The sequence below is a fragment of the Natrinema halophilum genome, assembly GCF_013402815.2.
Lineage (GTDB): Archaea > Halobacteriota > Halobacteria > Halobacteriales > Natrialbaceae > Natrinema > Natrinema halophilum.
Window position 1 is genome coordinate 3,478,009 of record NZ_CP058601.1, and the last position, 26,845, is coordinate 3,504,853.

Genomic DNA, 26,845 nt, shown 5'->3' on the forward strand with positions numbered 1-26,845 from the left:
ATGGCAGGAAATTTCTACAGCGTCCGATGCGGTGATTGCGAGAACGAACAGGTCGTCTTCGGCAAGGCTGCGACCGAAGTCGCCTGTGCCGTCTGTGGAACGACGCTCGTCAGACCGACGGGCGGCAAAGCCGAGATCGACCACGAAATAGTCGAGACCGTCGAGTCACGATGAAATACAGCGGCTGGCCCGATCCCGGCGAACTCGTCGTCGGCAAGATCGACGAAATCGAAGACTTCGGCGTCTTCGTCGATCTCGAGGAGTACGAAGACAAACGCGGGCTGATCCACATCTCCGAGGTCGCAAGCGGCTGGATCAAGAACGTTCGCGATCACGTTCGCGAGGGCCAGATCGTCGTCTGCAAGGTACTGGACGTCGACGAAGGGTCCCAGCAGATCGATCTCTCGCTGAAGGACGTCAACGACCACCAGCGCTCGGACAAAATCCAGGAGTGGAAAAACGAGCAAAAAGCCGACAACTGGATGGATCTTGCCTTCGGCGACGACATCGACGACGAGGGCTTTACCGCCATCGCCACCGAACTGATCGCGATTCACGGAAGCCTCTACGAAGGGTTCAAGCAGGCGGCGATTCACGGCGAAGGCGCACTCGAGGATACCGACCTCGACGACGACGAAATCGACGCTGTCGTCGAGACGGCGCGCGAAAACGTCTCGGTACCGTACGTCAACGTCACCGGCTACGTTGACCTCGAGAACCCCTCCCCCACCGGCGTCGACGGCATTCGACAAGCCCTCCAAGCCGCCAGTGGGAACGGCGAGGTTCCCGACGAAGTCGACCTGACCGTAAGCTACGTCGGCGCACCTGAGTATCGGATCGAAGTCCAGGCGCCCAACTACAAGACGGCAGAAACCCACCTCGAAGAAAGTGCACAGCGAGCGATTGCCGCAATCGAAGGTCACGGGGGCAGCGGCGAGTACCACCGCGAGCGCCGAACCGAAGACGAATAAGACGAATACGACGTATGAAATCCGACATTCGGGTGTGTTCGGCGTGGCGCGAAACCCACGATCGTCCGGTGTATACTCTTTCTGACACCTGTCCGGAGTGCGGCGGCGCGGCCGAAAACAGTGCACCTGCGCCGTTCGATCCCGAGGACCCGTACGGCGAGTACCGACGCGCTCTTAAACGTCGCCACCGCTGATACGGTATGGACGAACTCGAGATCGACGTAGTCGCCGAGGTCGAACTAGACGATCCCGTCCTCGTCGAAGGGTTGCCGGGCGTCGGACACGTCGGTACCCTCGCCGTTGAACACCTGCTCGAGGAGCTAGAGGGCGAAAGCACGCTCGTACGCCGTGTTTACTCTCGAGAATTTCCGCCACAGGTAAGCGTTGAAGACGGCGTCTCGGAACTGACCTGCGCGGAGATTCACGCCGTTTCAGTCCCCGATGGCCGTGACCTGCTTTTGCTGACGGGCGATCACCAGGCACAGACGAACGAAGGTCACTACGTACTCACCGATGCCTTCCTCGACATCGCACGGGAATTCGGCGCGACGGACGTGTACGCACTCGGTGGCGTTCCGACCGGCGAACTCATCGAAGAGTACGCCGTCGTCGGCGCGGTCAGCGACGAATCGCTTCTCGACGAACTCGAGGCGGCGGGCGTCGAGTTCCGCGAAGACGAACCCGCCGGTGGAATCGTCGGCGTCTCCGGCCTGCTACTCGGTCTGGGTGACCGGCGCGGCTTCGAAGCCGCCTGTCTGATGGGCGAAACGAGCGGCTACCTCGTCGATCCCAAGAGCGCTCGAGCGGTCCTCGAAGTGCTCGAGGAGGTACTCGGGTTCGAACTCGGGTACGAATCGCTGGACGAGCGAGCCGACGAGATGGAGGAAGTCATCGGCAAGATTCAGGAGATGGAACAGCAACAACAGATGGACGTGCCGACCGACGACGATCTCCGATATATCGGCTAGCGACGCGTTGTTTTCGTTGGTTTCGACCGGCAACTTCGCTCGGTCGACCGTATTCCATCATGAACGGGAAACGAGCAGTGGCTCGCGTTGTGGCTCCGGTGGCCACTGTTCTAGTTCCGCAGCAGCCTCGAGCAGCAGATCGATATCTGCGTCCTCTGTAAACGCAATACTCCCGTCGGCCCAGTCGACGTCGACGATGTTCTGTTCGAGGAACTTCGGAAGATGGATGTGGGCTAATCTGACGCGGGTGCGGTCGATTTCTGCATTGGTGACGTTTCCGGGGGTCGTCCGATGACGTCTACCGGCGACCTGCTGTGATAACGTCTCCACTGTACTCGCTCCGTCCCGTTCGATGAGTTCGTAGAAGAGGTACTGCCGGTCAGCGCTGGCGAGTACTCTAAATGCGTCTGATTTGTCCATGGTGTCCTCCTACGCGGACGAAGCGTCTTATCCGGCAAAGAAATAGCGCCTAAAGTCATTGGAACGGCCGGGGGACGCGAACTCCAACTCGGTTACCCTTCGAGCACTTCGTAGGAAACGTCAGCGTCCCGCAGTGCGTCGGTGACGCGGCCGACGGCGTCCGTCGTCGCGACGGCGGTCACGATAAGACCGTGGTTGGCAGCGTCCGCCGCCACTTCGCCGACGGCGAACGTGACGTCGGGGTCGGCGCCTGCCTGCCGGCAAGCGACGATGGCCTCGACGCCGGTGGCGGCGACGAGATCGGCATCCTCGCAGGCGTCGGTGACGGTCTCCTCGGCGATGGCGCGACTCCCGCCGGTTCGGATCGAGGGAACCTGCAGGACGGTGACGGAACCCGGCTCGAGATCCATGACGCCTTCGAAGCTGGTGACGCCGACATCGGTCCCGGCCGCGGCGTCGGTCGTCGCGATCCCGGTTGCGGGCCCGCCGGCTCCGGGATTTGCGTGGAGTAGCCCGTCTTTGACGGACAGAGAGACCGTCTCACCTTCTTCGACGTCCTCCGTGGCGATGTAGGCGTCTTCGCTCATCGCGCCCAGTACGTCGCCTGTGACGTGGTCGGCGAACCGGCGGACGTCGTCGGCGGCGCGGAAGAGCCAGTCGACTCCCTCGCGGGTTACGCGATAGCGCGATCGGCCCTCTTTCTCGACGAGCCCATCGTCGACCAGTTCCCGAATGTACTCGCTGACGGCCTGGCTCGTCACGCCGACCTCCTCGGCGATTTCCCCTTGACTGACTGCGGGCTGGCGCTCGGCGATCTGTACGAGTATGCGAAATCGCGTCGCGGCCCGCTTGTTGTCGAGGACGTCGACCATACGGCTAGCCTTTTGGTCAGGGTGGCAAAAAGGTATCCGATCGCCCCATCGGTCGATGCAAGCCGCGAGTCTGCCCCGATCTCGAGGCGTCAAGTTGATACCGAGAGAGTTCATCGGACTAGCCTGACTATGCCGGCCCTCCCAACGTCGCCCGTCGTCTTCGGCGCGGTTCTCGAATCCGTGACGGCGGGGTCGGTGCCCGCGACACCCGCCGCCGTGAGCATCGGGTCGATCCCGCTTTCGGATTCGCTCGCGTGGATCGCGATCGGTGCGTTCGTCGCGGCGATGATCTTCGAGTGGCGCGGTGCCGTCGATCCGGCACGATACGTCGCCGCGTCCGCCTGGGTCATCTTCGGCGTGTTCTGGCTGACGATGGCCCCTCACTACTACCTCGAGGTCAAGAGCCCGATCGAGACGCTGCTGACGGTGGCGGCGCTACCGCTGTGTGTTTACACCGGCTACCTGCTCGTTCAGGGACGGGAGTCGTTACTCCTGCTTTCGAGGGCCGTCGCGTTCATGGGCATAATCTACCTGCCGGCCGAAACGATCCCGTTCGTTCGCACCTGGCTGATCGAGACGACCGCCGCACAGACTCACTTCGGGATGGAGCTGTTCGGGTACAGTCCGGGGATCGAAGAGGGAATAAACGGTTATCAGAGCCGCTTCGCCTTCGATCCGGACGAGACGGTGACCGGCCGAACGACCTATATCATCATGTCGTGTACCGGGATCGGGAGCATGGCCATCTTCGGCGGACTGATCGCCGCGGTAAAAGGGCCACTCAAGCGGAAAGTCGCCGCCTTCACGCTCGCCATCGGCGTCATCTGGTTTCTCAACCTCGTTCGAAACGTGTTCATCGGCCTCGCTTCTCCGTGGGGCTGGTTCCAGCAGGATTTCCTCGTGTACATCGCCACGGAGTTCATGAGCGCTCCCGCCGACCGGACCTCCTACATCGTTGCACACAACTTCATCGCCCAGTCGCTGTCGATCATCGCCCTGCTGGGGATCACGTACCTCGTCGTCCGCATCCTCCCGGAGGTCCTCGAGCCTCTCGAGGACGTTCTCTACGTCCTGACGGGCTCCGAGTACGACCTCGCGGACGCGCTCGGTCAGGAAGTCCGGGCCGACGGCGGGTCGACGGCCGAAACGGCATCTGCCGCGACGGAATCGGAAGCCGCCGACGGGCCAACCGGCATCTCCGAATCCGAGATCGAGCGATGACCGCCGTCGACGGTGACGTCGACGTGCCGTTTTCCGTCCACGACCGTGCCGTCTCGGTCCCCGCCGCCGAGACGCTCGTTCTCTCGGACGTTCACCTCGGTAAAGCGGCCGCATCGAGCGTCGACGCACCGATCGACGACGGGGCTGATTCCGTCGAACGCCTCAGCGGACTCCTCGAAGCGACCGATCCGGCCACGGTCGTCGTCGCGGGCGACCTGTTGCACTCGTTTTCGCGGCTCCCGTCCGGAGTCGAGCGCGACCTCGGTCGACTCGTCGACGCCGTCGACGCGGCCGGTGCCGATCTGGTCGTCACGCCTGGCAATCACGACGCGATGCTCGAGCGGGCCTTCGACGGGGAGACCGCGACTGAGTATCGTCTGACCGACGGCGAAACCGTCGTCTGTCACGGTCACGACCGGCCCGATGCGTCGGCCGAGCGGTACGTCATCGGCCACGACCATCCGGCGCTGTCGGTCGACGGGCGCAAACATCCCTGCGTTCTCTACGGGCCCGACGCGTACGAGGGTGCAGCCGTTCTCGTTCTGCCGGCGTTTACGCGTCTCGCCGCGGGAGCGACGGTCAACGGGATGTTCGGTCGCGATTTCCAGTCGCCGCTCGTCCGAACTGCCGATGCGTTCTACCCGGCGATCAGCGACGGATCGAGCGGCGAGACGCTCTGGTTTCCGCCGCTTGGCGAACTGCGTCGGCTTCTGTAACCGTCTGCCGGGACAGAACGTTTGACACGATCTCGGGCATCGTCAGCTATCGCCCGGCTCTGCATCGTCTCAATCGGTTTTTTCGACGACGAGTCGGCCGGTATCCTGAACTCGAATCGAATACTGATGATCGTTGCGAATCGTCAGATCGATAGTAATAGTACTGTCGGTGTCCCCGCTGGTGACGATACTGTCCAGTGCCGCCGGATCGACGTGGTCGTAAAGGGTAATCCCGAGGTCGGTCGGCGAGTCCGTCGGATCGATGTCTTCGATGACGGCGATGGCTCTGACGATAGCGATACTGGGCGGTGTATCGCGGTCGAATCGGCACTCAACGCGCCTCGGGGAATCCGAACCGCCTGAAACGTCGGGTCTGGTGGGGTGATACTCTAACTCACTCACGTTCTCTTCGGTCAGCGAATGGTGTGGAATTGTCGGGTGCACACGCAGGGACACCGGATCGACGCTTCCCTCACGGGTCTCGAAAGAGAAAGGAGACGTTTTCTTCCGAACGAGGACGGCGTCGTTAGCCGCTTACGTCGTCCAAAACGGCATCGGCTGAACGTTCGACGATGCGAAACTCCGACGAACCGCACTGACAGCCTGTTCTCGTTCCGATCGGTTGAACGGTCCCGTCAGGCCACTCTTTTGCTGCGTATGCGGACCCGCAGGCGACGCATTCGGCCATCGTTCGTTCGCTCTCCCCATCGGGCATTGTATACCATGGTTGGCCTGTTAGCGTGGTTAGCATCACTTTTGAGTATACAACATCCTTTTAAACAGCACTATCGATTCGGCGGTCCCGTTTCGGAAAGGGTATTCTCGAGGATGTGCTTGATCCCGCGCCGAAGTCGAGACGCGACGGCCTGCTGGGTGATGTCCAGTTCGTCGCCGAGTTCTTCCATTGTTACCTCGCGCGGGGACTCGAAGTATCCGCGATCGTACGCAAGCACCAGCGCCTCCTGTTGGGTCTCGGTCAGCGACGCTTCGGTTCCCGTCTCGATGGGCGTAAGCGCCTGTAGCTTCGTCACGGTAATCGGGACGTCGGACTCCCGACACTGCGTTTGAAACTCTGCGATTTCGTTTCGGTCGTCCCCTCGGACCTCGAACGTCCACTGCTCGTTCGTGCCAACGGCCTTGATGAGCGGAACTCCCGTCTCCACTAGCGCGCTCAGAACGCCGGAGTACTCGACCGCCCACTCGACTCGTAACAGATACTCGTCCGCGACGGAATCGACGAGACGAATGTCAGCAACGCCGGGATGGTCGCCAAACGCACCTTCGATGTCGTCGACATCCCTTCCCCGCACCCAGAAGTAGGGAACTACCACGTCCTGTGCCGGAATGATCCGCTCCAACGTGACGGTTACGTCGGGCAACTGCTCGAAGACGGTTCCCAGGGGAAACTGATCCGACGGAACCGTAAAGGTAGCCTCGGTAGCCATCGTTCGACGTATCGCGACTAGACCGTAAATACCCACGCGAAATCGTGTAACGGGGAATTGATCGGTCGGCACCTTCCCCTCACCGTCGTCCGATCGGCCGGACGCGCCGCGCGTGCGACGCGACTTGCCGACGATCGTTCCTGACTGACTCGAAACTCGAATCATCCCGATCGATCGTCGATAACCGCTTTCGCCGCGCGTCGACCGCTTTCCATCGCACCCTGGAGAGACGACCACCGCGTGTAGTCGCCCGCGAGGTATATGGGCCCGGCCGGGTCCCGTATGTCCGGCAGTCGCTCGCGGAATCCCGGCGGTTGCTCGAACTGGGCGAACGAGATGCGTTCGGTACGGATCGGCTCGAGCTCGTCGAATCCACGGCCGGGGTACCACGACTCGAGCGTCGACCGCGTCCGATCGACGAGACTCATCTCGCGGTCGTTCGCCCCGCGACTGGCACCGCTGCCTGTCGATTGTTCGCAGGTCTCAGACCGCTCACCGAGGTAGGTCGCGCTGATGAGCGTTGCGTCGTCGGGAGCGTATTCGGGCGCGACCGCACTGTGCGGGACGACGTGGTTGGGCCCCTCTCCGGTCGCGTTCAATAGGAGCCGTCGACCGGTCTCGAGGCCGGTATCGGGAGGCAGCGCATAGTACTGGGTGACGCAGGCACGCGCGTCGGTCGGGATCGAAGCGATGCCGGTCAGATCCCGAGCAGACGGCGGATCGGTCGCGATGACGACGACGTCGGCCTCCGCGGTCCCGTCGTCGGTCTCGACCGTGACACCGCCGTCGGGTTCGCTCGCCTCGACGGTGTTCGAGTCGTCCGTGACTTCCGAGACAGACTCGACCGTTACTCCGGTCTCGATCGTTCCGCCGAGCTCCCGCACTCGAGCGGCGAGCTGGGCCGGAATCTCGCCCATGCCGCTTGCCGGAACGGCGATGTCACCCGCGGCGAGCGTCCGGAACGTGTACTCGAAGACACGACTCGAGGTCGAAAGCGAACGATCGAGGGTGATCCCGCCGTAGAACGGAGCGACGAACCCGTCGACGAACCGGTTCGAAAAGCCACGGTCGCGGAGATATGCCGCGATACTGGTATCGGAAGCGTCGGCGAATATCGCGTCCGGGTCGGTTCGCCGGAGGTTCCACCAGAGTCGGGCGACGCGGACCGCGTCGCCGACGGAGACGAACGGATTGGTCAGTGTCGCTGGGATCGTTCCGGGCTCCCGAAGCGGGTCCGCAAGCGTCGATCGGCCGTTCGGACCGCCGATTGTGGCACCCGGCGCGAACTGACGCAACGAGAGCGCCTCGAGGTCGAGTTCACGACGGACCGCAGGATAGGCGGTAAAGAGCACCTGAAAGCCGCGATCGAACCGATAGCCGTCGCGCTCGACGGTTCGGACGCGGCCGCCGACCGTCCCACGACGTTCGTACAGCGTTACGTCGGCGCCGCCGCCGGCGAGGTGCCTCGCCGCGACGAGGCCGGCGAGACCGCCGCCGACGATAATCACGTCGGGTGTCGAAGCCATACGCAACCGTTGGACGACGACCGGTAAAATCGTGGACCTACCGATGCAGGTGGAGAGCGGTCGCGACCGGGGCTCGACGCCCGTTCCGATCGTAACTCGCTACGAGGGGCGATGGATACCGACGACCGGGTTGCGATCAGTGATCGGTCAGGACCCTGAGCCCAGCACCGACGAGGATCACGAGGACGCCGAGAATCGTCGCGATGGGCGGAATCGGGACGAATAGCAGTCCCACGCCGACGACGAGAACGATTGTCGAAGCTCTGACCATGCAACGACCACGGGAGGGAGTCAGGTAGACGTACGGCAAGCATTGACAGCGAGAACGAGCGCCACCGAACCGAGCGCTACTGACGGTCAGCCCCGGACCGCGACCCGCACCTGTAAACGTTCCCCGACCGTGATTCGAGTATGGTCGACGCGACTCTCACACCCATCGATCGCGGGACGGTCACCAGTGACGTCAATAATGCTATCGAAGGATTCGTCCTCGGAACGGCCGACGAGCCGAACCCCCAGACAGTTATGGGCGAGAGTCCGGTCTACAACATCGTCATCGATCACCCCGACGGATTAGTTCTCTGGGATACCGGTTCTCACCCCGACGCTGCCGACGGCCACTGGCCCGACGAACTGTACGCCGCCTTCGAACACACCGGTCTCCGGCCGCTCGAGGACGACCTGGCAGATGCCGGATACGACGTTTCTGACATCGACTTCGTAATCCAGTCACACCTCCATCTCGATCACGCCGGCGGTCTCTACGCGTTCGAAGGGACCGACACTCCGGTCTACGTCCACGAGGAAGAACTGAAATACGCATACTACAGTGCCAAGACCGACGCGGGTGGCGATGCCTACATCGCCGGCGACTTCGACCGCGACCTCAACTGGGAGGTCGTCCACGGCGACCGACAGTACGTCTTCGACGGTTTGGAGTTCGTTCGGCTGCCCGGCCATACGCCCGGCCTGCTCGGCGTCAAACTCGACCTCGACGATGCTGGCACGGTGATTCTTGCCGGTGACCAGGCATTCACGCGGCCGAACTACGATCGCGAACTGCCGATGGGCGGCGAACTCCTCTGGAGCAAGCGCGACTGGTTCGAGAGTCTGCGGACGCTCAAAGACCTCGAGCGTCGCCACGATGCGCGGATCGTCTGTGGTCACGCGCCGGGCGACCTCGAGGCGATGCAAACGGGCCTGTAGCGGCCCCGCTCCAGCCGACCCAGCCCCTTCGAAGCTGATTTCGCTCGGACCGCGCCCGTGGCGGTTCAGTCCGATGGGGCGGTATTCCCGTCCGACCGCCGATGCCGCCGTGAGCTATAGGAGGCGTTGAAACGATGTACCCACCGCTCGCACTGCTGCGGTCAGCGAGCACTCGCTGGCTGCGAATTCGCGAGGGAGGTGTGCAACGACTTTCAACGTCTACTCTAGTCGGGTGCCTCCCGCGGCGCACCGAATGCAGGTGTCCGTTCGGTTGCCGTGGTCGGTACGGTTTTGTCGGTCGAAACAGCGAAGATGATATGGAAGAACACCCAGACGAACCGATGGATTCGACCGACCTGGTTGAGAAATCCGAATTCCAGACTGTCTACGAGAACCGCGCCAGATTTGCCGAGACCGACCCGCAGGGCATCGTCTTTTACGGCGAGTATTTCACGTTTCAGGACGAGGCCGTTATGGCATTCATGCGGGAAATGGACTACAGTTACAACCACATGCTCGAGAACGGCTGGCAGAACCACGTCGTTAACAGCGAACTGAACTATTGCGCCGGAGCCGAGTTCGGCGACGTTATTTGTAACGACGTGCGCGTGACCGAATTCGGCTTCGCGAGTTTCACGGTCGAGTACCGTGCTCGACGCGCATCCGACGACGAAGTTCTCGCCGAGGGGACGGTTACCCACGTCGCCGTCGACCTCGAAACGGGCGACCCCACCCGGATCCCCGACGCGTTCCGGGATGCCGTCGTGACCTTTCAGAGCAGTCTCGAGTCCACCGAGTGAGGCGTCCAGCCGCCGTTTTTCTCCGGATGCGCGAACCGGAGACTCGATGAACCGGCTCCAAACCAGCGGAAGAGATCGAACCGTTCGAATCACGACTTCGACCGGCCGATTTCTCACCGTTCACTATCGGTCCGCGAAAAATCCCGAACGGCGCTTGCCGCCGCTACCGGGAGAACCACGTCAGACGCATCGCCCGCTTCCGGTACGGAAACCCGGCGACGAGCCGACGTACCGTCCGGTTCCCGATTCACCAACGGGCGCAGTCCTGTCGACCACGCCGAACGGAGCGGTTACCCCTCGAGTTCGCTCCGCAGGAGTTGGTTGACGTCGCCCGGGTCCGCACTGCCGCCGGTCTTTTGCATGACCTGTCCGACGAGGAAGTTGATCGCGCCGTCGTCACCCGATTCGTAGTCGTCGACGGCGCCCGGGTTCTCGTCGATCGCTTCGACGACGGCCTGCTGAACCTCGTCTTCGCCGGTCTTGCCCAGTCCTTCCTCGGCGACGACCTCGTCCGGCGTTCGGCCGTCGTCGAGCATCGAGCGAAGGACCGTTTCGCGGGCATTTTTCGCCGTGATCTCGTCTTCCGCGACGAGTTCGACGAGTCGGGTCACTTCCTCGAGACGGCTCTCGATCTCGGTAATTTCGATGTCTCGATAGTTGAGTTCGCCGAGCAGGTTGTCCGCGACCCACGTTGCCGCGAGGTCGGGGTCGAACTCGCCCGCGACGTTCTCGTAGAAGTCCGCGACCTGTTTCGTCGAGGTGAGCTTCGAGGCCGCTTCCTCGCTGAGTCCGTATTCGTCCTGAAACCGCTCGCGGCGGGCTGTAGGGAGCTCCGGAATCGAGATCTCGTCTTTCCATCCCGAAACGCGCAGCGGCGGGAGGTCGGCCTCCTCGAAATAGCGGTAGTCCTTTTCTTCTTCCTTGGAGCGCATCGAGACCGTGATCCCGCGGGATTCGTCCCAGTGGCGAGTTTCCTGTTCGACCGCCCGTCCGCGCTGAATCGCGTTCTTCTGACGGGTTTCCTCGTAGGCCAGCGCTTTCTCCGCGCCCTTGTGGCTCGAGATGTTCTTGACCTCGGTCCGGTTCGCCGCGGCGAGTGCGTCCTCGCCGATCACGGAGGCGTCGTCGCTGTCGATTTCGTCGTCGGGGATGATCGAGAGGTTGGCGTCGATCCGCAGACTCCCGTCTCGGTCGGCGTCGAAGACGCCCAGGTACTCGAGGACTTCCTCGAGTTCGGCCAGGAAGGCCCGCACTTCGCCGGGGCTGCGGAAGTCCGGGGCCGTGACGATCTCCATCAGCGGCGTACCCGCCCGGTTGTAGTCGACGAGGGTGTACTCCGCCGAATCGATCCCGCCACCGCCGCCGACGTGTTGCAGGCTACCCGGGTCCTCCTCGAGGTGGGCGCGCTCGATCGCGACGGTCCGGCGTTGCCCCTCGACGGAGATTTCGATTTCGCCGTCCTGACAGATCGGCTCGTCGTACTGGGTGATCTGGAAATTCTTGGGCAGGTCGGGGTAGTAGTAGTTCTTCCGGTGGAACCGCGTCTCCTCGGGGATGTCGGCGTCGATCGCCTTGCCGATCTTGACGGCGGCTTCGACGGCTGCCTCGTTGAGAACCGGCAGCGCGCCCGGCAAGCCGAGACAGACCGGGCAGACGGTGTCGTTGGGTTCGTCGGTCTGCTCGGTCGAACACCCACAGAAGATTTTCGTGTCGGTCTCCAGCTGGACGTGGACCTCGAGGCCGATGACGGTCACGAGGTCGCCCTGCTGGACGGTCTGGGCAGTCATTGAGCCCCGATTCGGGCTGGTCGGGGTAAAACGTAACGGGACGGAGTCGGGAGCGCTCGAACCGTCCCTGGAGAAGGCGGTGCCGACAGTGCATCGGTACCAGTGTGGTAAAAGAGTGGACCTGTTCCGCTCGGGTGTATCGAGAATCCGGAGGTGTGTGCAAACACTACCGACGACTGGCAATGATGGGCAGGGGTACCTATAACCGGGATCGTCGGTGTGACCAGCGTATTGGACACCCACCGCCCGGTTGAGGCCATTTAGACCGCAACCACTATGTGTTATTACATCATTTATAAAATGTGAATAAAATAAATAATTCCGGATCAGAGTGGAAGAATATGCGAGTGAAAGCCGCGGCGAAAGCGAAAGCGGAAGAGGCGTGGAGTGAATTCCTGCTTCGATGTGCGGAAGCCGAGCCGGTTGATCAGGAACTTACGGAAGAAGACGTCTATGCGATTGTCGAGTCCGAAATCCAAGATCGTGTCGTCGACAGTGCGCTTCGCTAGCCCGAAGACGTGTCTGACTACACACTCGTTTGCTTGATTGGTGGGAATCAGCGCGTCAAATATGGCAATCGGCATTTCCGCAGGAACACTCGAGCCCGCATCCACCACCACCATCAGAGTGCTTCGTGAAGTCCTGGAACAGGGCGAGTTCCCTCCCGCAGCGATTCCACATAAACCCGACAGAAATATTCGGGGACATCGATTCCGGGTATCAGCCCCTCTCTCGAGTCGTGACCCGAACCGACGTCTCCTCGAGCGAATCGGCCGGCACCGACTCCGCAGTGAACGCACGCTCTTCGCGTTCGACACCCACGGAACCCGACATGCTACTGGTCGGTGCGAGTATCGGGACGTCGCTCGTCGTCGTTCCGGGGGTCTTGCTGTATCTCCTCGTGATTCGTGGGATCGGATCTCTCGGCGAGACGGGGTTTCTCGGTCTCGGACTGTTCGCGATGTCGCCGGGATTGCTGATGGGCGCGACGGGGCTATGGATGGCCGCTCGTGGGTGACGGTCAGAACCGTCGCTCATACACCGTCCCCGACTCGCCGACGACGAGACGGGGTGACCGGGCCGTACCGAGCGCGACTGCGTGCAACTCGTTGCCGGGCCGAAGGCGGACGCGGGGCTCCCAGCCGTCGAAGCTGCGTTCGTAGATCATGCCCGACGAGGAGACCGCCAGTGCGGTGTCTCGGTTTCGCGCGAGCGCCGTGATCGGCTGCTCGCCGAGGGTCGTACGCGACCAGTTGACGCCGTTGTAGCCGTAGACGGCACCGTTCCCGCCGGCGACCGTGACGTGGCCGGTGTCGATGGCGGCGACCGCAGCGAAATTGACGCCGGCTCCGTCGATGCCGATGCGGGTCCAGGTGACCCCGCCGTCGCGGGACTCGAAGACCCCGCCGTCGGTGTCGATGATATAGCCGTACGCGAGCGACGTGAGGTCGACGTCGGTCACGCTCGAGCCGCTCCCGGGTTTGCTGACGGCGCCCCACTCGACGTCCGCACCGTCGCGTCGGCCGTTGAGGAGTTCACCGGAGCTGTTGATGACCGTGATCCGTTCGTCGCCGGCCAGTCCGGCGGCGGCGATCGTCGTCCATGAGGTCGTCTTCTCTTTCGGTGCCGAAAAGTCAACGACGTGATCGGCGACGACGTCGTACAGGCCGAGTGCGCCGCTGTCCCCGGCCATCCATATCGCCTGGCCGTTGCTCGTCACCGCCGCGGTCCGGAGTCCGTCGCCCGCGTCCGAGAGGCCGTTCTCGAGAGCAACAGTCCAGTCGCCATCGGTGCGGGCGAGGACGACGCCATCCTCGCCGACGGCGTAGGCGCCCCGAGCTGTCGGTACGACGTCGTACAGCGCCGCGTCCGTAGGAACGTCGGCCGCAACCCACTCGCTGTCGGTCCCGCCGCAACCGGCCAGCGCAAGCGAGGCGGCCGCGCCGCCGACCGCTGCGAGGAAGCGCCGGCGCGTCGGACGGCAATCGGCCGTCATCGGCTCTGGCTCGGCTTTCGGTCGGGGTCGTTCGATCGCGTCGGTTCGTCAGTCGATGCCGGCTGGTTCTTGGCGGCGGATTCGTTCGATTGGGTCGTTCCGTTCGTCACCGATCGATTCTTGGCGGCGGATTCGTTCGATTGGGTCGTTCCGTTCGTCACCGATCGATTCTTGGCGGCGGCGTCGTGAGACTCGTGGAACTCGCCCGGCGGGGTGAACGCGCCCGGCGCTGACGTCCGCATGAGGATCGCGGAGATTCGAACGACGTAGGCGAACAGCACCGCGAGCGGGCTGAACGCGACCGCGAGTGCGAGGCTCACGAGGACGAGCAACCACCCCTCGAAGGCGACCGGCGGGTAGCCACTCGCGTAGATCATGATGACCAGCGAAGAGAGCAAGATCGCGGCGGTGCCGCTGTAGGTGATCAGCCGCGACAGCCGCGCGAGTTCCCGCTGGAGGTAGATCGTCGTGAAGTACTGTCGGGTCGCGTCCGCGGTGACGAACAGCTCTCGAAGTTCGGAGAGCAACTCTTCCGCGCGATCCGGCAGGTCTTCGTCGAACCGTCGGCGGAGCCGTCGCGCCTCGTTTGCGGCACCGGCGTAGTCGTGATCGATCGTCGGGAGGACCACGGCGAATACCGAGTCCGTCTTACCGGTAAGCTGCGACGAGAGATCGTTGGTGTGCTCGCGCGTCCGCGCTGCGAAGCGACAGATCGACTCGAGAGCGGAGATCGGCGTATCGTCGGCCTCTTCGTCGCCGATTCGGCTGCGCTCGCTGCTGTCTGCGTTTCGCTCCCCCTCGCCGCATTCGGTCGCGAGTTCGTCTGCGCGCGTGCCGAGCGTCCCGGCCAATCGGGCGAGGAAGGGTGCGGGGCCGGTCGGGCTGACGCCGTCGCCCTCGGTCTGGGATTCGACGCGGCTGCGAAACTCCTGGACGCCGTCGATACGATCGGTAAGTCGATCCGGCGTGCCGAACAGTCGCGAGATGATCAACTGATTGACCGCGACGACGATCGGGATGAACGAGAACAGCCCGGCGATCATCGTGCTGAACATCGTGGTGACGAACCGGCTCTCCCGGACGCCGATGACGTCGCTGATGCCGAGAACGAGTGCGAGGCCGAAGATCCCGGCGACGAACCCGACGACGATCGCTCGACGATCGCCCTCGAGCAGGAGCCATCGCCGGGCTCGGCGGCGTGACGGCGTGTCGGTGAGATAACGTGCGGCGATCCGGACGCCGGTCCAGATGATGCGGGCACCGACCGTAAGCGCGGCAACCGTCAGTCGGAGGACGTAGTGGACGAGTGAGATGCCGACCGACGGGTCGTCGCCGTCGTCGCGTTCGCCGTCGCTATTGCGGTTGGCGCCATCGGGGTCGACGAGGTCCGTTCGGTCGTCACCGTCGGGACGTGCGGAGGGACTCGCGTCGGGTGATCGGGCTACAGTATCGGTCTCGTCGGTTCGATCGTCGGCGCCGTCGCTCGAGCGGCTGGGGTCGCCGCTCTTTTCAGAGCGCGATTCGTCACGGGACGTCCGACTCGAACGTGTCGACTCCGCGTCGGTACCGTCCTGCGACGTCGATGACGAGTCGGACTTCTGTTCGGGCTCCGGTCGTGTGGAATCGTCAGTCATAGCTGTAACTTGTCATGAGAGATCGACTCAGAGTCCGTTGGAGACGGCCTCGAGGAGGCGAATCGAGAGCAGTAGTAGTGCAGTTAATACGACGACTCGTCGGATGATGGCACCCCTGGTGGTCCTGATCCGCGAGCGGTCCGAGGGATGAAAGCCGACGGTCCAGAGGGTCCCGATCGCGCCGACGTTGATGGCGATGACGTTGACTGCGACGACGACGAGCGAGCCGAGTACTGCCGCGGGCTCGCCCCAGGCGACGCCGACGCCGACGACGCCGATCGGCGGCATGATCGCGGCTGCGATCATGACTCCGATGAGGTCCGTGATACCGGTCGTCGCCATTCCGAGGCCGCCGGCGATGCCTGAACAGACCGCGACGGTCACGAGTAGCGACGGCGGCAGACCGTGGCTGCCGAGCCCGAGGCTCGCCTGGAGGTTGACTGCGCCGGTGATGACGCTCGAGCTGCGTGCGAATATCGCGAACGCGAGCGCGCTCGTGGTGGCGACGCTGATCCCGACGAGCTGGTGTTTGACGCCGCGGACGAACAGTCGGCGCTCGTCGAGGACCGTCGCGGCGCTCGATGCCATCGCCGGCCCGAGTAAGGGAGCGATCACCATCGCACCGACCAGAACCGCAAGCGAATTCAACAAGACGCCGGTCGTAGCGACGATACCGCTGATCGCCGTCATCGCGGCGAAGATGACGAGCGAGGGCAGCTGTGACTGCGCTTTCGACCGCAACTCGCTCCGGGAAATCCGCTCGAACGAGAGCCACTCGCGTCGCCCGTCGGGCGGCGAATCGTCCCACCCTTTCCCGACGATCGCCATCGGTTCTTCGACGACGATCGCCACGTCGCCCTCGACCGATGCGAGATCGTCCTCGAGCGGTTCGACCGCGTGTGCGGGTGCGGGAACCGTGATCGTTCGGCTCTTGCCGTCGGTGTGATCGGTGAGACTGTACTCGAGATCGTGGTGGTCGATGATCGCAGTAACCTCGTCGGTACTCGACTGCGATGACGTGATCACCGTCAGCAAACGCATATTCGACGTTTCCGTGGAGCGGGCGGATCGACGAGACCTGTCGCGGTCGATCACAGTAGTTCGAGCGCATCGATATCAGGAGCTGGATCGTCGGGAAAGGTTTGTGCGAACAACGATCGGACGGTCTCCCGGATCGCGTCGAGACGATCTGTGGTGGTATCGTCACACGATCCACCACAGTGGCCGACCGGACCGTCGGGTCCCACGGCGTAGGTCAGCCGGCCGCTACACTCCGGACACCGAGGTTCGGCGTGGGCTGTCATCCAACCCACGTCGAACCCGTCGCGAGCCAATCGTTCGCCGAGCGCGAACCAGACGATGAGATCGCGTTCCTGGCGGCCGTTCGCCCGCCGCTTGAGCCGACCGATCGCGAGCGCCGCACAACGGGTGAGTTCGTCGTTCGGTTCGGCGTGCCGACGGTGACACCGCCGAAAGTATGTCGTCACGGCACGCCTCGAGGACCGCCGTTTTCCCATGGTGAGCGGTGCCTCGAGGGTCGCATTCGGCGAGAGGTCGTCGGACTGTGGAACCCGCTCTGGACGGCCCCGTTCATCGTAGTGGGCCTCTCGCGAGAGAGAGGCACCGCTGGTTGGACAGAACGCGTATTTACCAATCATTGTTGGAGGTCGATCGAACCGACAGTATGGTTCGACCGGGCACCCCGGCTAGCAGTGCCAGTGGTATAAACTGACACAATACTGAGAGTGTCTACAATAAAGATACGGACTCATAGGGCGCTCTAGACGTATGTTTCAGATATTTTGTGCGATAATGTTATGAATATATACATCTTATGAGTGGGGGGTTCCTACGGCGGATGCGTTATGACACGTGGTGATCTCGCAGCCGTCGATTCGACCGATCGCGCGCCGTGGTACTGGTACGTCCTCATCGGCTATCCCGTTTTGAGTTTGCTCGGGATCGTCGCGCTCGCCCGTCTCACCGGCGGCGGCTCGGTTCTGGCGACGGGATTCGGAAGCATCGCCCTTCTGATCATCGTCACTGCAGTCGGCGCGGTTACGCTGCCGGCGATCTGGCGCGACGTCGACTTCGTCGTGACCGAAACCGAATCGTGGCGTCCCGATCGGGAGATATACGTCGGCGCGGCGGTCGCCGCACCGTTGCTCCTCGGCGTCCTCTCGGGGCTGGTGGCCGGATTCGGCATCGCGATCGCGATCGTGGTGGTCGCGTTCATGCTCTCGACGGTTACGGTCTGTCTCACGTACCTGTACAATCGACACCGTGAGGTCGGTCTGTTGACTCGCTGAGAACGATCTGATTGCGGACGCCGCTTCGCGACGACGGTTGTCGTGGAATCGATGTACCCACCGCTTGCCAAACGGCGGTCAGCGAGCGCTCGCTGGCTGCGAATTCGCGAGTCGGGTTGCAATGACTTTCGGCGACTACTATCACGACGAGCGTCGGTGTCGATCCCGAACAGAGCAGAATCGACTCGGCGACTACCGTCCGCTGGTTTGGTTCGAATCCTCTAGGTTTCGTCCCATTTTATGGGGCACAATCTATTGGTTATTAGTGTTGGTTGGCCCGGACGACGCGCTCCCGGCGCGGATGACCTCCTGGCCTGACAGCACAGCCGCCATTATCCCCACAGCAGCCCGCTCACGCCGTTCTCCGCGATTCCGGTACGACGACGGTTCCTTCGATCACTCCATGCTCTCAGCGACACACCTCATCACCGACGCGTCCAGCCTCGCGCTGGCGGCGGGACGACCGCTTTCCATCCTGCTGCCGCCGGCGATCGATCACGGACCGGTCCTTACGGGGCCGCTCCCGACCGTTCAACCGACCGATTCGGGAGCTGTCGTTCCGAACGGCGGCGGACTCGGGTTTGCAGCCCGACTCGTCGGTTTGCTCGGCGCGTTCCTGTTAGGACTTCTCGAGGGCGCGGTCATCGCGTTCCGAATGGCCTGGGACACCTGGTGGGCGCTCGTCCTCGGCTTTACCATCACCGGCGCCGTCCAGGAGTTCGTCTCCGAAGACCGACTCACCGACTACCTCGGCGACGACGGCTGGCGGGAGATTGGCTACGGCACCTTCTTCGGCGCATCGTCCTCGAGTTGCTCTTTCTCGGCGGTAGCGACGTCACGAACGTTGTTCACCAAGGGCGCGTCGGCCGCGGCCAGTCTGGGCGCGTTCCAGTTTGCGAGTACGGATCTCGTTCTCGAACTCGCCCTCGTCGTGACGATCCTGCTGGGATGGCAGTTCGCCGCTGCGGAGATCGTCGGCGGGCTCGTCGCCGTCGCCGTGATCGCGGTCGTCTATCGGCGATTCGTCCCTCAACCGTGGATCGACCGCGCACGAGCGCACGCGATAGCGCTCGAAGAAACCGAGTGTGCCACCTGCGGAATGGCCGCGGACCCGACCGACGACGACACGCTTTCCCGGGAATTCGACGGCAAGCGGCGGTACTTCTGCTGTGGCGGCTGCCACAGCGCGTACGATCCCGACGATGACCGGGACGCGGTCACCGCCGGTCCCGAACTCCTCTCGGGCGACCGCTGGCGGTCGGCGACTACGAACGCGATTCGCGAGTGGGACATGCTCTGGCGCGATATCGCCTTCGGATTCGTCATCGCGGGGTTGCTCGCCGCGCTCGTTCCCACGACGTGGTGGACGGCCCTCTTCGGCGTCGGCGCCGAAGGGACTCTCGCGCGGTCCGTCTCGAACGTCGTCATCGGCGCCATCGTTGGCGTCTTGACCTTCCTCTGTTCGGTCGGCAACGTTCCTTTCGCGCTCGTCCTCTGGCAGAACGGCGTCTCCTTCGGTGGCGTCCTCGCCTTCATCTTCGCGGATCTGCTGATCATCCCGCTGGTTCGGACCTACCGGCGCTATTACGGCATTCGAATGGCCGCGGTGATCTTCGTCGCATTCTTCCTCGCGGCCGTCGTGGCCGGCCTCGTCGTGGAACTACTTTTCGGTGGTCTCGGCCTCATCCCGTCCGTCAGGACGGGAGGTGGCACGATCTCCGGGACGTTCACGACCCTGTTCAACGTCGTCGCCCTTCCGATCCTCGCGATCCAGATCTACGTCGCCCTCGAGCCGGAGCAACGCGTCCGAATCGGCAACCGGCTCGCGCCGCACGTCGCCGGCGTCATCTACCACGCCCACAAGCTCCTCGAGCGACTCGCCTACGCGCTCGAGGATCGCGGGCTGGAGTGAGACCGGCGTTCCGGCCGTCGACTGACGCGTTCGCTCGAACGCGACAGCCGCAGCGTCGCCGAGGTCTCATCGTCCGAGCGCCCGAGCACTCGAATCAGTCGCTCACTCCTAACCGATCGATTCCACCGTCTCAGTATACATGACATCATCACCGACCGACAGTACCGAACGAATCGATCCGATCCGACTCGTCTGCCTCGTCGCCCTCGTGGCGAGCCACGGACTCGTTCGCCTGGCAGAACGCTACCTCCCCGAGTTCCTGTCCGCTCTCGGCTACGGGCCGATCGTCGTCGGATCGCTGGTGACGCTCGGTATGGGCGTTGCCGTGGTCGCATCAGATCGTTCGGACAACGTGTCCAACGACATGGCAACGACTCTCGAGACGACGGCGACCGTTGTGTTGTCGACGGCGCTCGCCGCCGTCGGCCTGTTCGCCTGGGCGGGGTCCCCGACGCTCGATACGCTGCTCGGGACACCTCTTTCGGCGCTTGGGTGGCTCGCCACTGGCGTCGTCCTCCTCCAGGCCTGGTACGTCGGCGGTCCCGGCCGACACCTGTGGCCGATCGATACGCGTGCCACCGCACAGACCTCTGGCCTCTCGAGCGCGCCAGCTGACGAATCCGACGGCGGCGACCGATCGGCTCGACGAACAGCCACTATCGACCGTCGAACCCGGACCGTCGTCGGTGCGCTCGGAGTCGCCGCCGCGGCCGTGTTCGCGACGGCGGCTGTCGCGAGCGCCGACACCGTCGGTGCCGGGTTCGCACTGATCGCCGCCACCGGCGCTGCCGTCGCCCTCGTCGGTGCGGTCGCGCTCGGAACCGTTCGCGATCGCTCGCCACTGCTCGGTGATCGGCTGCGAAGCGGCGGAGGAACGAACGACGAGCGGACCAACGACGGCGGAGCGAACGACGCGTCGCTCGACGCCGACTCTTCGCTTACGGCCTTCCGGGACGCCGTCTCGAGGGTACCCGACCGCCGACGCTGGGCGGTCATCGGCGATGCGCTCGTCCGGGTCGCGACCGCAGGGATCGCGCCGTTTCTGATCCTTTTGGTCGTCGAGTACCGGGCGATTGCGCTTTCGGTCGGCGGTCTCTCGCTCGCGCCGGCCGCCGTCTTCGGGTTGTTCGTTCTCACGGAGGCTGGCGGTGCGGTCTTCGGTGCGATAGGGGCCCCTGCGCTCATCGATCACCTCGATCGGCGAGCGCTCCTCGCCGCCGGGCTCGCAGGTATTTCGTTGCTTCCGATGGCGATCATCGCCGCGCCGCCGCAGGCCGGCGTCGTCGCTGGCCTCTTCGGTCTCCTCGGCTGTCGCACCGCGATCGAGCCGCTCCGACCGACGGTCGGGACGAGCACTCGAGCGAGCCCCGTCCCCGGCTCGCGGCTCCCTGAGGAGATCCGGACGGCCGTCCGAATAGCCATCGTGCCCGCGCCGCTGGTCGGGGGGATCCTGTACGCGATCGATCCGCTCGTGGCGTTTACCGCCGCGACGACGGTCGGGCTGCTCGGCGTCCGCGAATTGGGACGTGCGTTCACCTTCGGTCGTCACCGATGACGAGACCATCGACGCCCGGACGCGCGCTCGAGGGCACTCGGAACTCGCTCGACGGACTCTCGAGCGTCGACCATCGACGGCTCGGGCGCTGGCACCTCGGTCTCGCGCTGGTGATGGGGCTGTGGGGCGGCCTCGACGCCCTGTCCCTTCGAACGGCCCTCGTGACGCCGGGACTGAACCGCTGGTCGGCAGAAACCTACAACGCCTTTTTTACGACCCACGGACTGACGATGTTGTTTCTGTTCGTGTTGCCGGCGATCTGGGGATTCGCGTACGCCGCCGTTCCTCCGCTGATCGAGGCCGAGAGAACCGCATTTCCGCGACTCGGCGTCTGGGCGTTCTGGCTGCAAGTGCCGGCGGCGCTCTCGATCCGTGCGGGGACGATCGGCGGCATTCTCGGACTGGCCGGGCTCGAACCGATCGCGAGCGGGTGGACGTTGTACCCGCCACTGAGCGTACTATCGCCGAATCCCGCCGTCGACGCCGTCCTCGTCGGACTCGTCCTCGTTGCCGTCGGGACGACGGCGACGGCCGGCAATCTCGTCGCTACGATCCTGCGCAGCCGCCGGATTCGGTGGCTCGACGTGGACACGTTCACCTGGACGGTGCTGACGGCCGGCGCGATGGCGATCGTCGCCTTCCCGGTTCTGGCAGGTACGGTCGCGCTGATGGTTGCCGACCGTTCGCTGGGAACCGCGTTCGTCATCAGCGGCGGCGGGCCGCTGGTCTGGCAGCACCTGTTCTGGTTCTTCGCCCACCCGCTGGTGTACATCCTGGTGTTGCCGCCGATGGGAATCGTCAGTCACGTCCTCCCGCGCTTCGCCGGTCGGCGGCTGTTCGGCCGCCGGTCGTCGGTCTACTCGACGCTCGCGATCGGCGTCGTCTCCTTTACCGTCTGGGCTCACCACATGTTCGTGACAGGTATGAGTCCAGCCGTGCGGACGGTCTTCATGTTCACCACGCTGGCGGTGGCCGTTCCGAGTTCGGCGAAGCTCTGCAATTGGCTCGGAACGCTGTGGGGCGGGTCGATCCGTTACACCGCACCGATGATCGCCGCCGTCGCCGCCGTCGGTTTCTTCGTCGTTGGCGGGGTCACGGGCGTCTTCCTCGCCGTCGTCCCGATCAACGCACAGTACACCGGGACCTACTACGTCGTCGCCCACTTCCATCTGCTGCTCGCCGGGTTCGTCGGCCTCGCTCTCGTCGCCGGCGCTTACTACTGGTTCCCGCTGCTTTCCGGCCGTCGACTCGAGCCGGACCTCGCTCGGCTGCACGGGTGGCTGACGATCGTCGGCGTCGCGGTGACCTTCGGCGCGCTGTTGCTCGTCGGACTCGCCGTGCTTCCCCGACGTATTGCGACGTATCCGCCAGCGTACGCGCCGCTCCACCAACTTGCGACCGTCGGCGCCTACGTGATCGCAGCCGGCCAGCTGGTTTTCCTCGTTAACCTCGGCCGCTCGCTGTTGGTTTGCGATCCCGTTCCCGCCGATCCGTGGGACCTCGAGGACGGTCCGTCACACACACGCGAATGGCGGTAGAGTCCGGCGTGCAGTCCTGCCGGGCTCACCGCCCGCGTCGCCATCGGATCGTACCTCGAGCGACCGATCGGCCGTTCGAAATCCGATCGATCAGCCGTCCGGGTTTCGACGTCCCGTTTCTCGAACCCCGTTCGACGTCCCGTTTCTCGAACCCCGTTCGACGACTCGTACCGACACCCGACCACCGCAGTTGCGTGCAATCCGACCACCTTCGTAACACTCTAAATTACCACTATGTCGACCACAACAAGTACCGATGTCGCACTGATGCTCGTCCAACTGATCGCGATAACGATCCCGTCGACCGTCGTCCTGATCAAACAGCTCCGACAATCGGATAATCTCGAGTGGCGGTTCCGGAGGCTAAGCTTCGGACTCGTCGCGTCGTGTATCGCGCTGTTGCTCACGGCGGCGATTTCAGTCCTCTCGTATTTCATCGCGGGATTGAACCTACCAAACGCCCTCTATGCGGGACTCGTGCTCGTGATCATCGGCCTGCTTCCCCTGGGTGCGTTCATCGCCGTCCTCTACCGTGAACATCGGAAAGAATACGGCCCCTGACCCCGCTTGCTACGCCCGGATCCAGGCCGGCTGCGGGTTCGATCCCCGCGCGTAGTTTCGGCGGCCTCGCCGCCGAGGACGAACCGATGTCCAATCACACCCCCACGAACACGAACTGCAGTGATGAACCGGCCACCGACGACGGCGAGAAATCGGACTCTGACGACATCTCGGAACCTCGCCCGTTGACGAACCTGACCGGCTTCAAGCGCGACCAACTGTTCGTCATCCGAATGCTCGCGGACCGCAACCCCCACGGCCTCGTTATCAAGGACAAACTCGACTGCTATTACGACGAGGAGATCAACCAGGGACGGCTCTACCAGAACCTGGGCGAACTCGTCGACGAAGGGTACGTCGAGAAGCATCCCCTCGACGGCCGAACTAACGCCTACAGGCCGAGTACGCGCGCGAACAGGCGCCTCGAGGAACACTACGAGTGGGAGCGACGCTGCCTCTTTTGCGATCTCCCATAGGCGTGATTCGTCCCCGGTCGCGTTCGGACGCGGACGAGAACGACTCGCGCCGTACCGACCCCGGCTGTGGTGACAGGACGAATCGCCGTCGTGATCGGTCGAATTGAACCAGCCGATCGGACAGTCTGATCAACGTGTGCTGACAGATACGTATGACTACATTTAACGACTCCACTACTGACGAACCCAGTCGAACAGATCCAGATCTTGACGCCCCGTGGACGTACGCGACAGCCGCTGCGCGCCGTCTCGGGGTTCCCGACGATATCGAACAACGACTCTTGTATCCCACGCACCGACAGCGGATCACGGTGCCGTTCGAACGCGATGACGGGTCGCGGGGCGTCTGCGAAGGGTATCGCGTCCGCCACGACGCCGTTCGCGGCCGCTACCTCGGCCCTCATCGGTACGACCTTTCGCTGACCGGTAACGACTGCGCCGGGCTCGCGGCCGCGACGACGGTTAGCGCGGCGATCGCGGACGTCCCGTTCGGCGGCGCAGCGGGCGGCATCGCCGTCGACCCGACGACGCTCTCGAGGGACGAACGCGTCAGTCTCACCCGGTCGTATGCGAGTCGCATCAACGGACTCGGTCCGGAAGACGACGTCCTCTTCCCCGGCGTCGGAACCGACGAGCGCACCATGGCCCAGATCGCCGATGCGGTCTCGGATCGCGTCGACAGGCCTCAGAACGCGGCCGTCGCAGGGAAACCGCCAGCGCTCGGCGGCCATCGAGAGATCACTCGAGCCGCCGGACACAGCGTCGCCCACGTCACACAGGACGTACTGGAAACGGATCTCGACCGACCGCTTTCTGACGCGACGGTCGCCATCTACGGAACCGGCCAACTCGGCGCGACGACCGCCCGATTGCTCGAGTTCTGGGGCGCCACCGTCATCGCGATGTGCAACGATCAGGCCGGGCTCGCGGCACCCGAAAGCGAAAACGGCCTCGACACCGATCTGGCTCCCAGCTACCTCGAACGACCGGGGGCACTCTCGGCGTACGACGACGGCACGACGACCGGAACCGAGAACGTTCTCGAGCAGGACGTCGACGTGCTGATTCTCGCTGCGCCCGCAACGGCGGTGACCGCCGAAAACGCCGACGAGATCCAGGCCGATCTCGTCGTCGAGGGTGCCACCGGAAGCGTGACTCCCGGTGGCCAGAGCGTCCTCGCCGAACGGGACAGCACGGTCGTTCCCGACGTGTTAGCGGCAGTCGGCCGACCGATCGCAGCCCACCTCGAGTGGGTCGAAAGCCTCGGACGCGACCAGATGAGCGATGCGCGCGTGACCAACGAGTTCGGCTACGCGCTCACCGACGCTGTCGACGACGTGAGAGACCGCCGCGAGCGATGTTCGCTGAGTTGGCGCGAAGCAGCCTACAGCGTGGGCCTCTCCCGGGTCGCGGCGGCGTACGAGGTGGTTCGATGATCGACCGATTCGACGAGTCGTTGCGGGAGACCGTCGACTGGCTCAAGCGAGTCATTCCGGCACGCAGGGATGCGGACGATGACGACGAACCGGACGCTGACGATGACGACGAACCGGACGCTGACGATGACGACGAACCGGATGCGGATGACGACGAACCGGACGCTGACGATGACGACGGACCGGATGCGGATGACGACGGACCGGACGCGGACGACGACACCCCTGCCGAGATCCGCAATCAATCGGGGTCAGGACCGTCAAGTGACGGCTCGAGCGGGGAGAATGAAACCCGGTCCGACGGCGGCAATCCGGCCGCCGACTCGTCCGACGGCAGAGCCAACGGCGAGGCCGAGACGTGGCAGCCGGCCGAGTCGCCAACGTCGCGGACCTTACACGGTGTCGTTCACGGTCAGGACGGTCCCTACGCATGCGGCGAGGGAGGGCTCTTGCTCCATCGTGGAGCCGACGGATGGCAGATCCTTCTCGAGCGCGGACCTGGCGTCTCCGAGAACACCCTTCGGTCGATCGCGGCGACCGACGACGGCTGTCGCGTCTGGTTCGCCGGGGACAGTGGTGCGCTCGGCTATTACGATGTGGCCGACGGTCATCTCAGTGATTACTCCGCGCCGATGGAGAAGACGAGTACCTGGGAATCGATCGCCGTTACCGGCCGAACCGGCGAGGAACGCGTTCGTATCGCGAACGGCTCCGGCGAAGTCCTCGACTGCATCATGGACGACGACGACTGCCCGGTGTGGGGCGAGGTGGTCGAACCGGGGGGCGGTTCGACGATCCCCGGCCTGACGGCTGGGCCCGACGGGTTCTACGCCGTCGACACCAGCGGCGGCGCCTATTTCGAACCTCGACCCGACGACCCGCCCGGGGCAGACGCGGCCGACCGCGATCCGAGGCACGGCAAACCGGCGGATACGGAGCCAACAGACACCGATCCGTCGGACGAGTGGAAACGTATCGGCGTCAGAAACGCGCAGGTGAACTTCCAGGACGTGTGGGCCGGCGAGCGATCCGTGTTCATCGCCGGCGCTGATGGAATCGCGTACCGCTACGATCCCCGTTGCGAGAACTGGACGCCGCTGGCCGTCGGCCAGGGTGCCCTCCAGTCGATTCGGTCGACCAGATCGAATACGATCGCGGTCGCGACCGGCGGCCGAATCTACCAACGCGACGATAGCGTCCGGTGGCACGAACTGGAGGCGCCCACGGAACAGTCGCTGCTCGGTCTCGCGCTCGCCCGCTCGAGGGCCGACGTCGACGAGGGGCTGGCAACCACCCCCGTCGACGTCGCCGTCGGATCGGGTGGCGTGATCCTCGAACGCGATCGGACGAAATCCTCGGATTCTGGCGGCGTTAAGCCGTGAATTCGGCGACTGCTACCGAGTCCCGAGTCTGAGTTCGGTTCCCTAACGGCGTCGCTCGTCTCCGTTCGACTCGCAACCGGCACCGCGCTCGACCGACACGACGTTCGTTTCGAA

At 64.0% G+C, this 26,845-nt stretch carries 29 protein-coding genes; 18 read left to right on the plus strand and 11 right to left on the minus strand.

Features of this window, described 5'->3' with window-relative positions:
- The 4 genes from HYG82_RS37510 to HYG82_RS37525 are packed head-to-tail and all read left to right on the plus strand — an operon-like array spanning position 1 to position 1,939.
- Positions 1–174: a 30S ribosomal protein S27e gene (locus tag HYG82_RS37510; RefSeq protein WP_179262745.1), complete on the plus strand. Its 174-nt coding sequence runs from the start codon at positions 1–3 to the stop codon at positions 172–174.
- Positions 171–971: a translation initiation factor IF-2 subunit alpha gene (locus HYG82_RS37515; RefSeq protein WP_179262747.1), complete on the plus strand. Its 801-nt coding sequence runs from the start codon at positions 171–173 to the stop codon at positions 969–971. Before HYG82_RS37510 ends, HYG82_RS37515 begins: the two co-directional genes overlap by 4 nt.
- Before the next feature lie 14 nt (positions 972–985).
- The gene (locus tag HYG82_RS37520) at positions 986–1,165 is read left to right on the plus strand and encodes an RNA-protein complex protein Nop10 (protein WP_179262749.1); all 180 of its coding nucleotides are present in this window, start codon (positions 986–988) and stop codon (positions 1,163–1,165) included.
- Positions 1,166–1,171: 6 nt separating this feature from the next.
- Positions 1,172–1,939, plus strand: coding sequence for a proteasome assembly chaperone family protein (locus HYG82_RS37525; protein ID WP_179262751.1), 768 nt, complete (start codon positions 1,172–1,174; stop codon positions 1,937–1,939).
- 57 nt (positions 1,940–1,996) lie between these two features.
- Here HYG82_RS37525 and HYG82_RS37530 read toward each other — a convergent pair whose 3' ends face one another.
- Together HYG82_RS37530 and HYG82_RS37535 are read right to left on the minus strand one after the other, a co-directional pair.
- The gene (locus HYG82_RS37530; protein ID WP_179262753.1) at positions 1,997–2,359 is read right to left on the minus strand and encodes a DUF7344 domain-containing protein; all 363 of its coding nucleotides are present in this window, start codon (positions 2,357–2,359) and stop codon (positions 1,997–1,999) included.
- Positions 2,360–2,451: 92 nt separating this feature from the next.
- Positions 2,452–3,231: a DUF7839 domain-containing protein gene (locus HYG82_RS37535; RefSeq protein WP_179262755.1), complete on the minus strand. Its 780-nt coding sequence runs from the start codon at positions 3,229–3,231 to the stop codon at positions 2,452–2,454.
- A 129-nt stretch (positions 3,232–3,360) separates the two neighbouring features.
- Here HYG82_RS37535 and artA point away from each other — a divergent pair, with 129 nt between their 5' ends.
- Both artA and HYG82_RS37545 read left to right on the plus strand, forming a co-directional pair.
- Complete coding sequence (gene artA, locus HYG82_RS37540) at positions 3,361–4,452, plus strand: archaeosortase A (protein WP_179262757.1); 1,092 nt, start codon at positions 3,361–3,363, stop codon at positions 4,450–4,452.
- Positions 4,449–5,168 carry a metallophosphoesterase gene (locus HYG82_RS37545; protein ID WP_179262759.1) on the plus strand — a complete coding sequence of 240 codons (720 nt, stop codon included), beginning with the start codon at positions 4,449–4,451 and terminating at the stop codon, positions 5,166–5,168. The genes artA and HYG82_RS37545 overlap by 4 nt, the downstream gene beginning before the upstream one ends.
- Positions 5,169–5,237: 69 nt before the next feature.
- Here the strand turns inward: HYG82_RS37545 and HYG82_RS37550 are convergent, their stop codons facing one another.
- The 4 genes from HYG82_RS37550 to HYG82_RS37570 form a co-directional block, all read right to left on the minus strand.
- On the minus strand, positions 5,238–5,612 hold the full coding sequence (locus HYG82_RS37550) for a HalOD1 output domain-containing protein (protein ID WP_235217733.1): 375 nt from the start codon (positions 5,610–5,612) through the stop codon (positions 5,238–5,240).
- A gap of 341 nt (positions 5,613–5,953) precedes the next feature.
- Positions 5,954–6,613: a helix-turn-helix domain-containing protein gene (locus HYG82_RS37560; protein WP_179262763.1), complete on the minus strand. Its 660-nt coding sequence runs from the start codon at positions 6,611–6,613 to the stop codon at positions 5,954–5,956.
- Positions 6,614–6,774: 161 nt separating this feature from the next.
- Positions 6,775–8,139: an NAD(P)/FAD-dependent oxidoreductase gene (locus tag HYG82_RS37565; protein ID WP_179262765.1), complete on the minus strand. Its 1,365-nt coding sequence runs from the start codon at positions 8,137–8,139 to the stop codon at positions 6,775–6,777.
- A gap of 136 nt (positions 8,140–8,275) precedes the next feature.
- Positions 8,276–8,410, minus strand: coding sequence for a transporter (locus HYG82_RS37570; RefSeq protein ID WP_179262767.1), 135 nt, complete (start codon positions 8,408–8,410; stop codon positions 8,276–8,278).
- A gap of 140 nt (positions 8,411–8,550) precedes the next feature.
- Here HYG82_RS37570 and HYG82_RS37575 point away from each other — a divergent pair, with 140 nt between their 5' ends.
- Complete coding sequence (locus HYG82_RS37575; RefSeq protein WP_179262768.1) at positions 8,551–9,345, plus strand: N-acyl homoserine lactonase family protein; 795 nt, start codon at positions 8,551–8,553, stop codon at positions 9,343–9,345.
- Between the two features lie 317 nt (positions 9,346–9,662).
- Positions 9,663–10,145, plus strand: a complete 483-nt coding sequence (locus HYG82_RS37580) for an acyl-CoA thioesterase (protein ID WP_235217735.1) — start codon at positions 9,663–9,665, stop codon at positions 10,143–10,145.
- Positions 10,146–10,435: 290 nt separating this feature from the next.
- Here HYG82_RS37580 and gatB read toward each other — a convergent pair whose 3' ends face one another.
- Entirely contained in the window at positions 10,436–11,932 is a 1,497-nt protein-coding gene (gatB, locus tag HYG82_RS37585; protein ID WP_179262770.1) for an Asp-tRNA(Asn)/Glu-tRNA(Gln) amidotransferase subunit GatB, read from the minus strand.
- 341 nt (positions 11,933–12,273) lie between these two features.
- On the opposite strand from gatB, the gene HYG82_RS37590 reads away from it, so the two are divergent.
- Positions 12,274–12,441 carry a hypothetical protein gene (locus HYG82_RS37590; RefSeq protein ID WP_179262772.1) on the plus strand — a complete coding sequence of 56 codons (168 nt, stop codon included), beginning with the start codon at positions 12,274–12,276 and terminating at the stop codon, positions 12,439–12,441.
- A gap of 230 nt (positions 12,442–12,671) precedes the next feature.
- A complete protein-coding gene (locus HYG82_RS37595; RefSeq protein ID WP_179262774.1) occupies positions 12,672–12,950 on the plus strand; it encodes a hypothetical protein in 279 nt (92 codons plus the stop codon).
- A gap of 3 nt (positions 12,951–12,953) precedes the next feature.
- On the opposite strand, the gene HYG82_RS37600 is transcribed toward HYG82_RS37595, so the two are convergent.
- From HYG82_RS37600 to HYG82_RS37615, 4 genes are read right to left on the minus strand one after another with little or no spacing between them, the layout of a single operon-like run.
- Entirely contained in the window at positions 12,954–13,928 is a 975-nt protein-coding gene (locus HYG82_RS37600; RefSeq protein WP_179262776.1) for a sialidase family protein, read from the minus strand.
- Positions 13,925–15,562, minus strand: coding sequence for a DUF7972 family membrane protein (locus HYG82_RS37605; protein WP_235217736.1), 1,638 nt, complete (start codon positions 15,560–15,562; stop codon positions 13,925–13,927). The genes HYG82_RS37600 and HYG82_RS37605 overlap by 4 nt, the downstream gene beginning before the upstream one ends.
- Before the next feature lie 27 nt (positions 15,563–15,589).
- Complete coding sequence (locus HYG82_RS37610; protein ID WP_179262778.1) at positions 15,590–16,603, minus strand: TIGR00341 family protein; 1,014 nt, start codon at positions 16,601–16,603, stop codon at positions 15,590–15,592.
- 50 nt (positions 16,604–16,653) lie between these two features.
- A complete protein-coding gene (locus HYG82_RS37615; RefSeq protein WP_179262780.1) occupies positions 16,654–17,220 on the minus strand; it encodes a hypothetical protein in 567 nt (188 codons plus the stop codon).
- Positions 17,221–17,427: 207 nt separating this feature from the next.
- Between HYG82_RS37615 and HYG82_RS37620 the strand changes: the two genes are divergently transcribed.
- The 8 genes from HYG82_RS37620 (at position 17,428) to HYG82_RS37655 (ending at position 26,731) form a co-directional block, all read left to right on the plus strand.
- Complete coding sequence (locus HYG82_RS37620; RefSeq protein WP_179262782.1) at positions 17,428–17,871, plus strand: hypothetical protein; 444 nt, start codon at positions 17,428–17,430, stop codon at positions 17,869–17,871.
- 265 nt (positions 17,872–18,136) lie between these two features.
- The gene (locus tag HYG82_RS37625) at positions 18,137–19,783 is read left to right on the plus strand and encodes a permease (protein WP_235217737.1); all 1,647 of its coding nucleotides are present in this window, start codon (positions 18,137–18,139) and stop codon (positions 19,781–19,783) included.
- Between the two features lie 139 nt (positions 19,784–19,922).
- Entirely contained in the window at positions 19,923–21,338 is a 1,416-nt protein-coding gene (locus tag HYG82_RS37630) for an MFS transporter (protein WP_179262786.1), read from the plus strand.
- Positions 21,335–22,876, plus strand: a complete 1,542-nt coding sequence (locus HYG82_RS37635; protein ID WP_179262788.1) for a cytochrome c oxidase subunit I — start codon at positions 21,335–21,337, stop codon at positions 22,874–22,876. The genes HYG82_RS37630 and HYG82_RS37635 overlap by 4 nt, the downstream gene beginning before the upstream one ends.
- 234 nt (positions 22,877–23,110) lie before the next feature.
- The gene (locus HYG82_RS37640) at positions 23,111–23,437 is read left to right on the plus strand and encodes a hypothetical protein (protein ID WP_179262790.1); all 327 of its coding nucleotides are present in this window, start codon (positions 23,111–23,113) and stop codon (positions 23,435–23,437) included.
- Between the two features lie 86 nt (positions 23,438–23,523).
- Positions 23,524–23,913: a helix-turn-helix transcriptional regulator gene (locus HYG82_RS37645; protein ID WP_179262792.1), complete on the plus strand. Its 390-nt coding sequence runs from the start codon at positions 23,524–23,526 to the stop codon at positions 23,911–23,913.
- Between the two features lie 152 nt (positions 23,914–24,065).
- Entirely contained in the window at positions 24,066–25,349 is a 1,284-nt protein-coding gene (locus tag HYG82_RS37650; RefSeq protein WP_179262794.1) for a Glu/Leu/Phe/Val family dehydrogenase, read from the plus strand.
- Positions 25,346–26,731: a hypothetical protein gene (locus HYG82_RS37655; protein ID WP_179262796.1), complete on the plus strand. Its 1,386-nt coding sequence runs from the start codon at positions 25,346–25,348 to the stop codon at positions 26,729–26,731. The genes HYG82_RS37650 and HYG82_RS37655 overlap by 4 nt, the downstream gene beginning before the upstream one ends.
- The last annotated feature ends 114 nt before the right edge of the window (positions 26,732–26,845 follow it).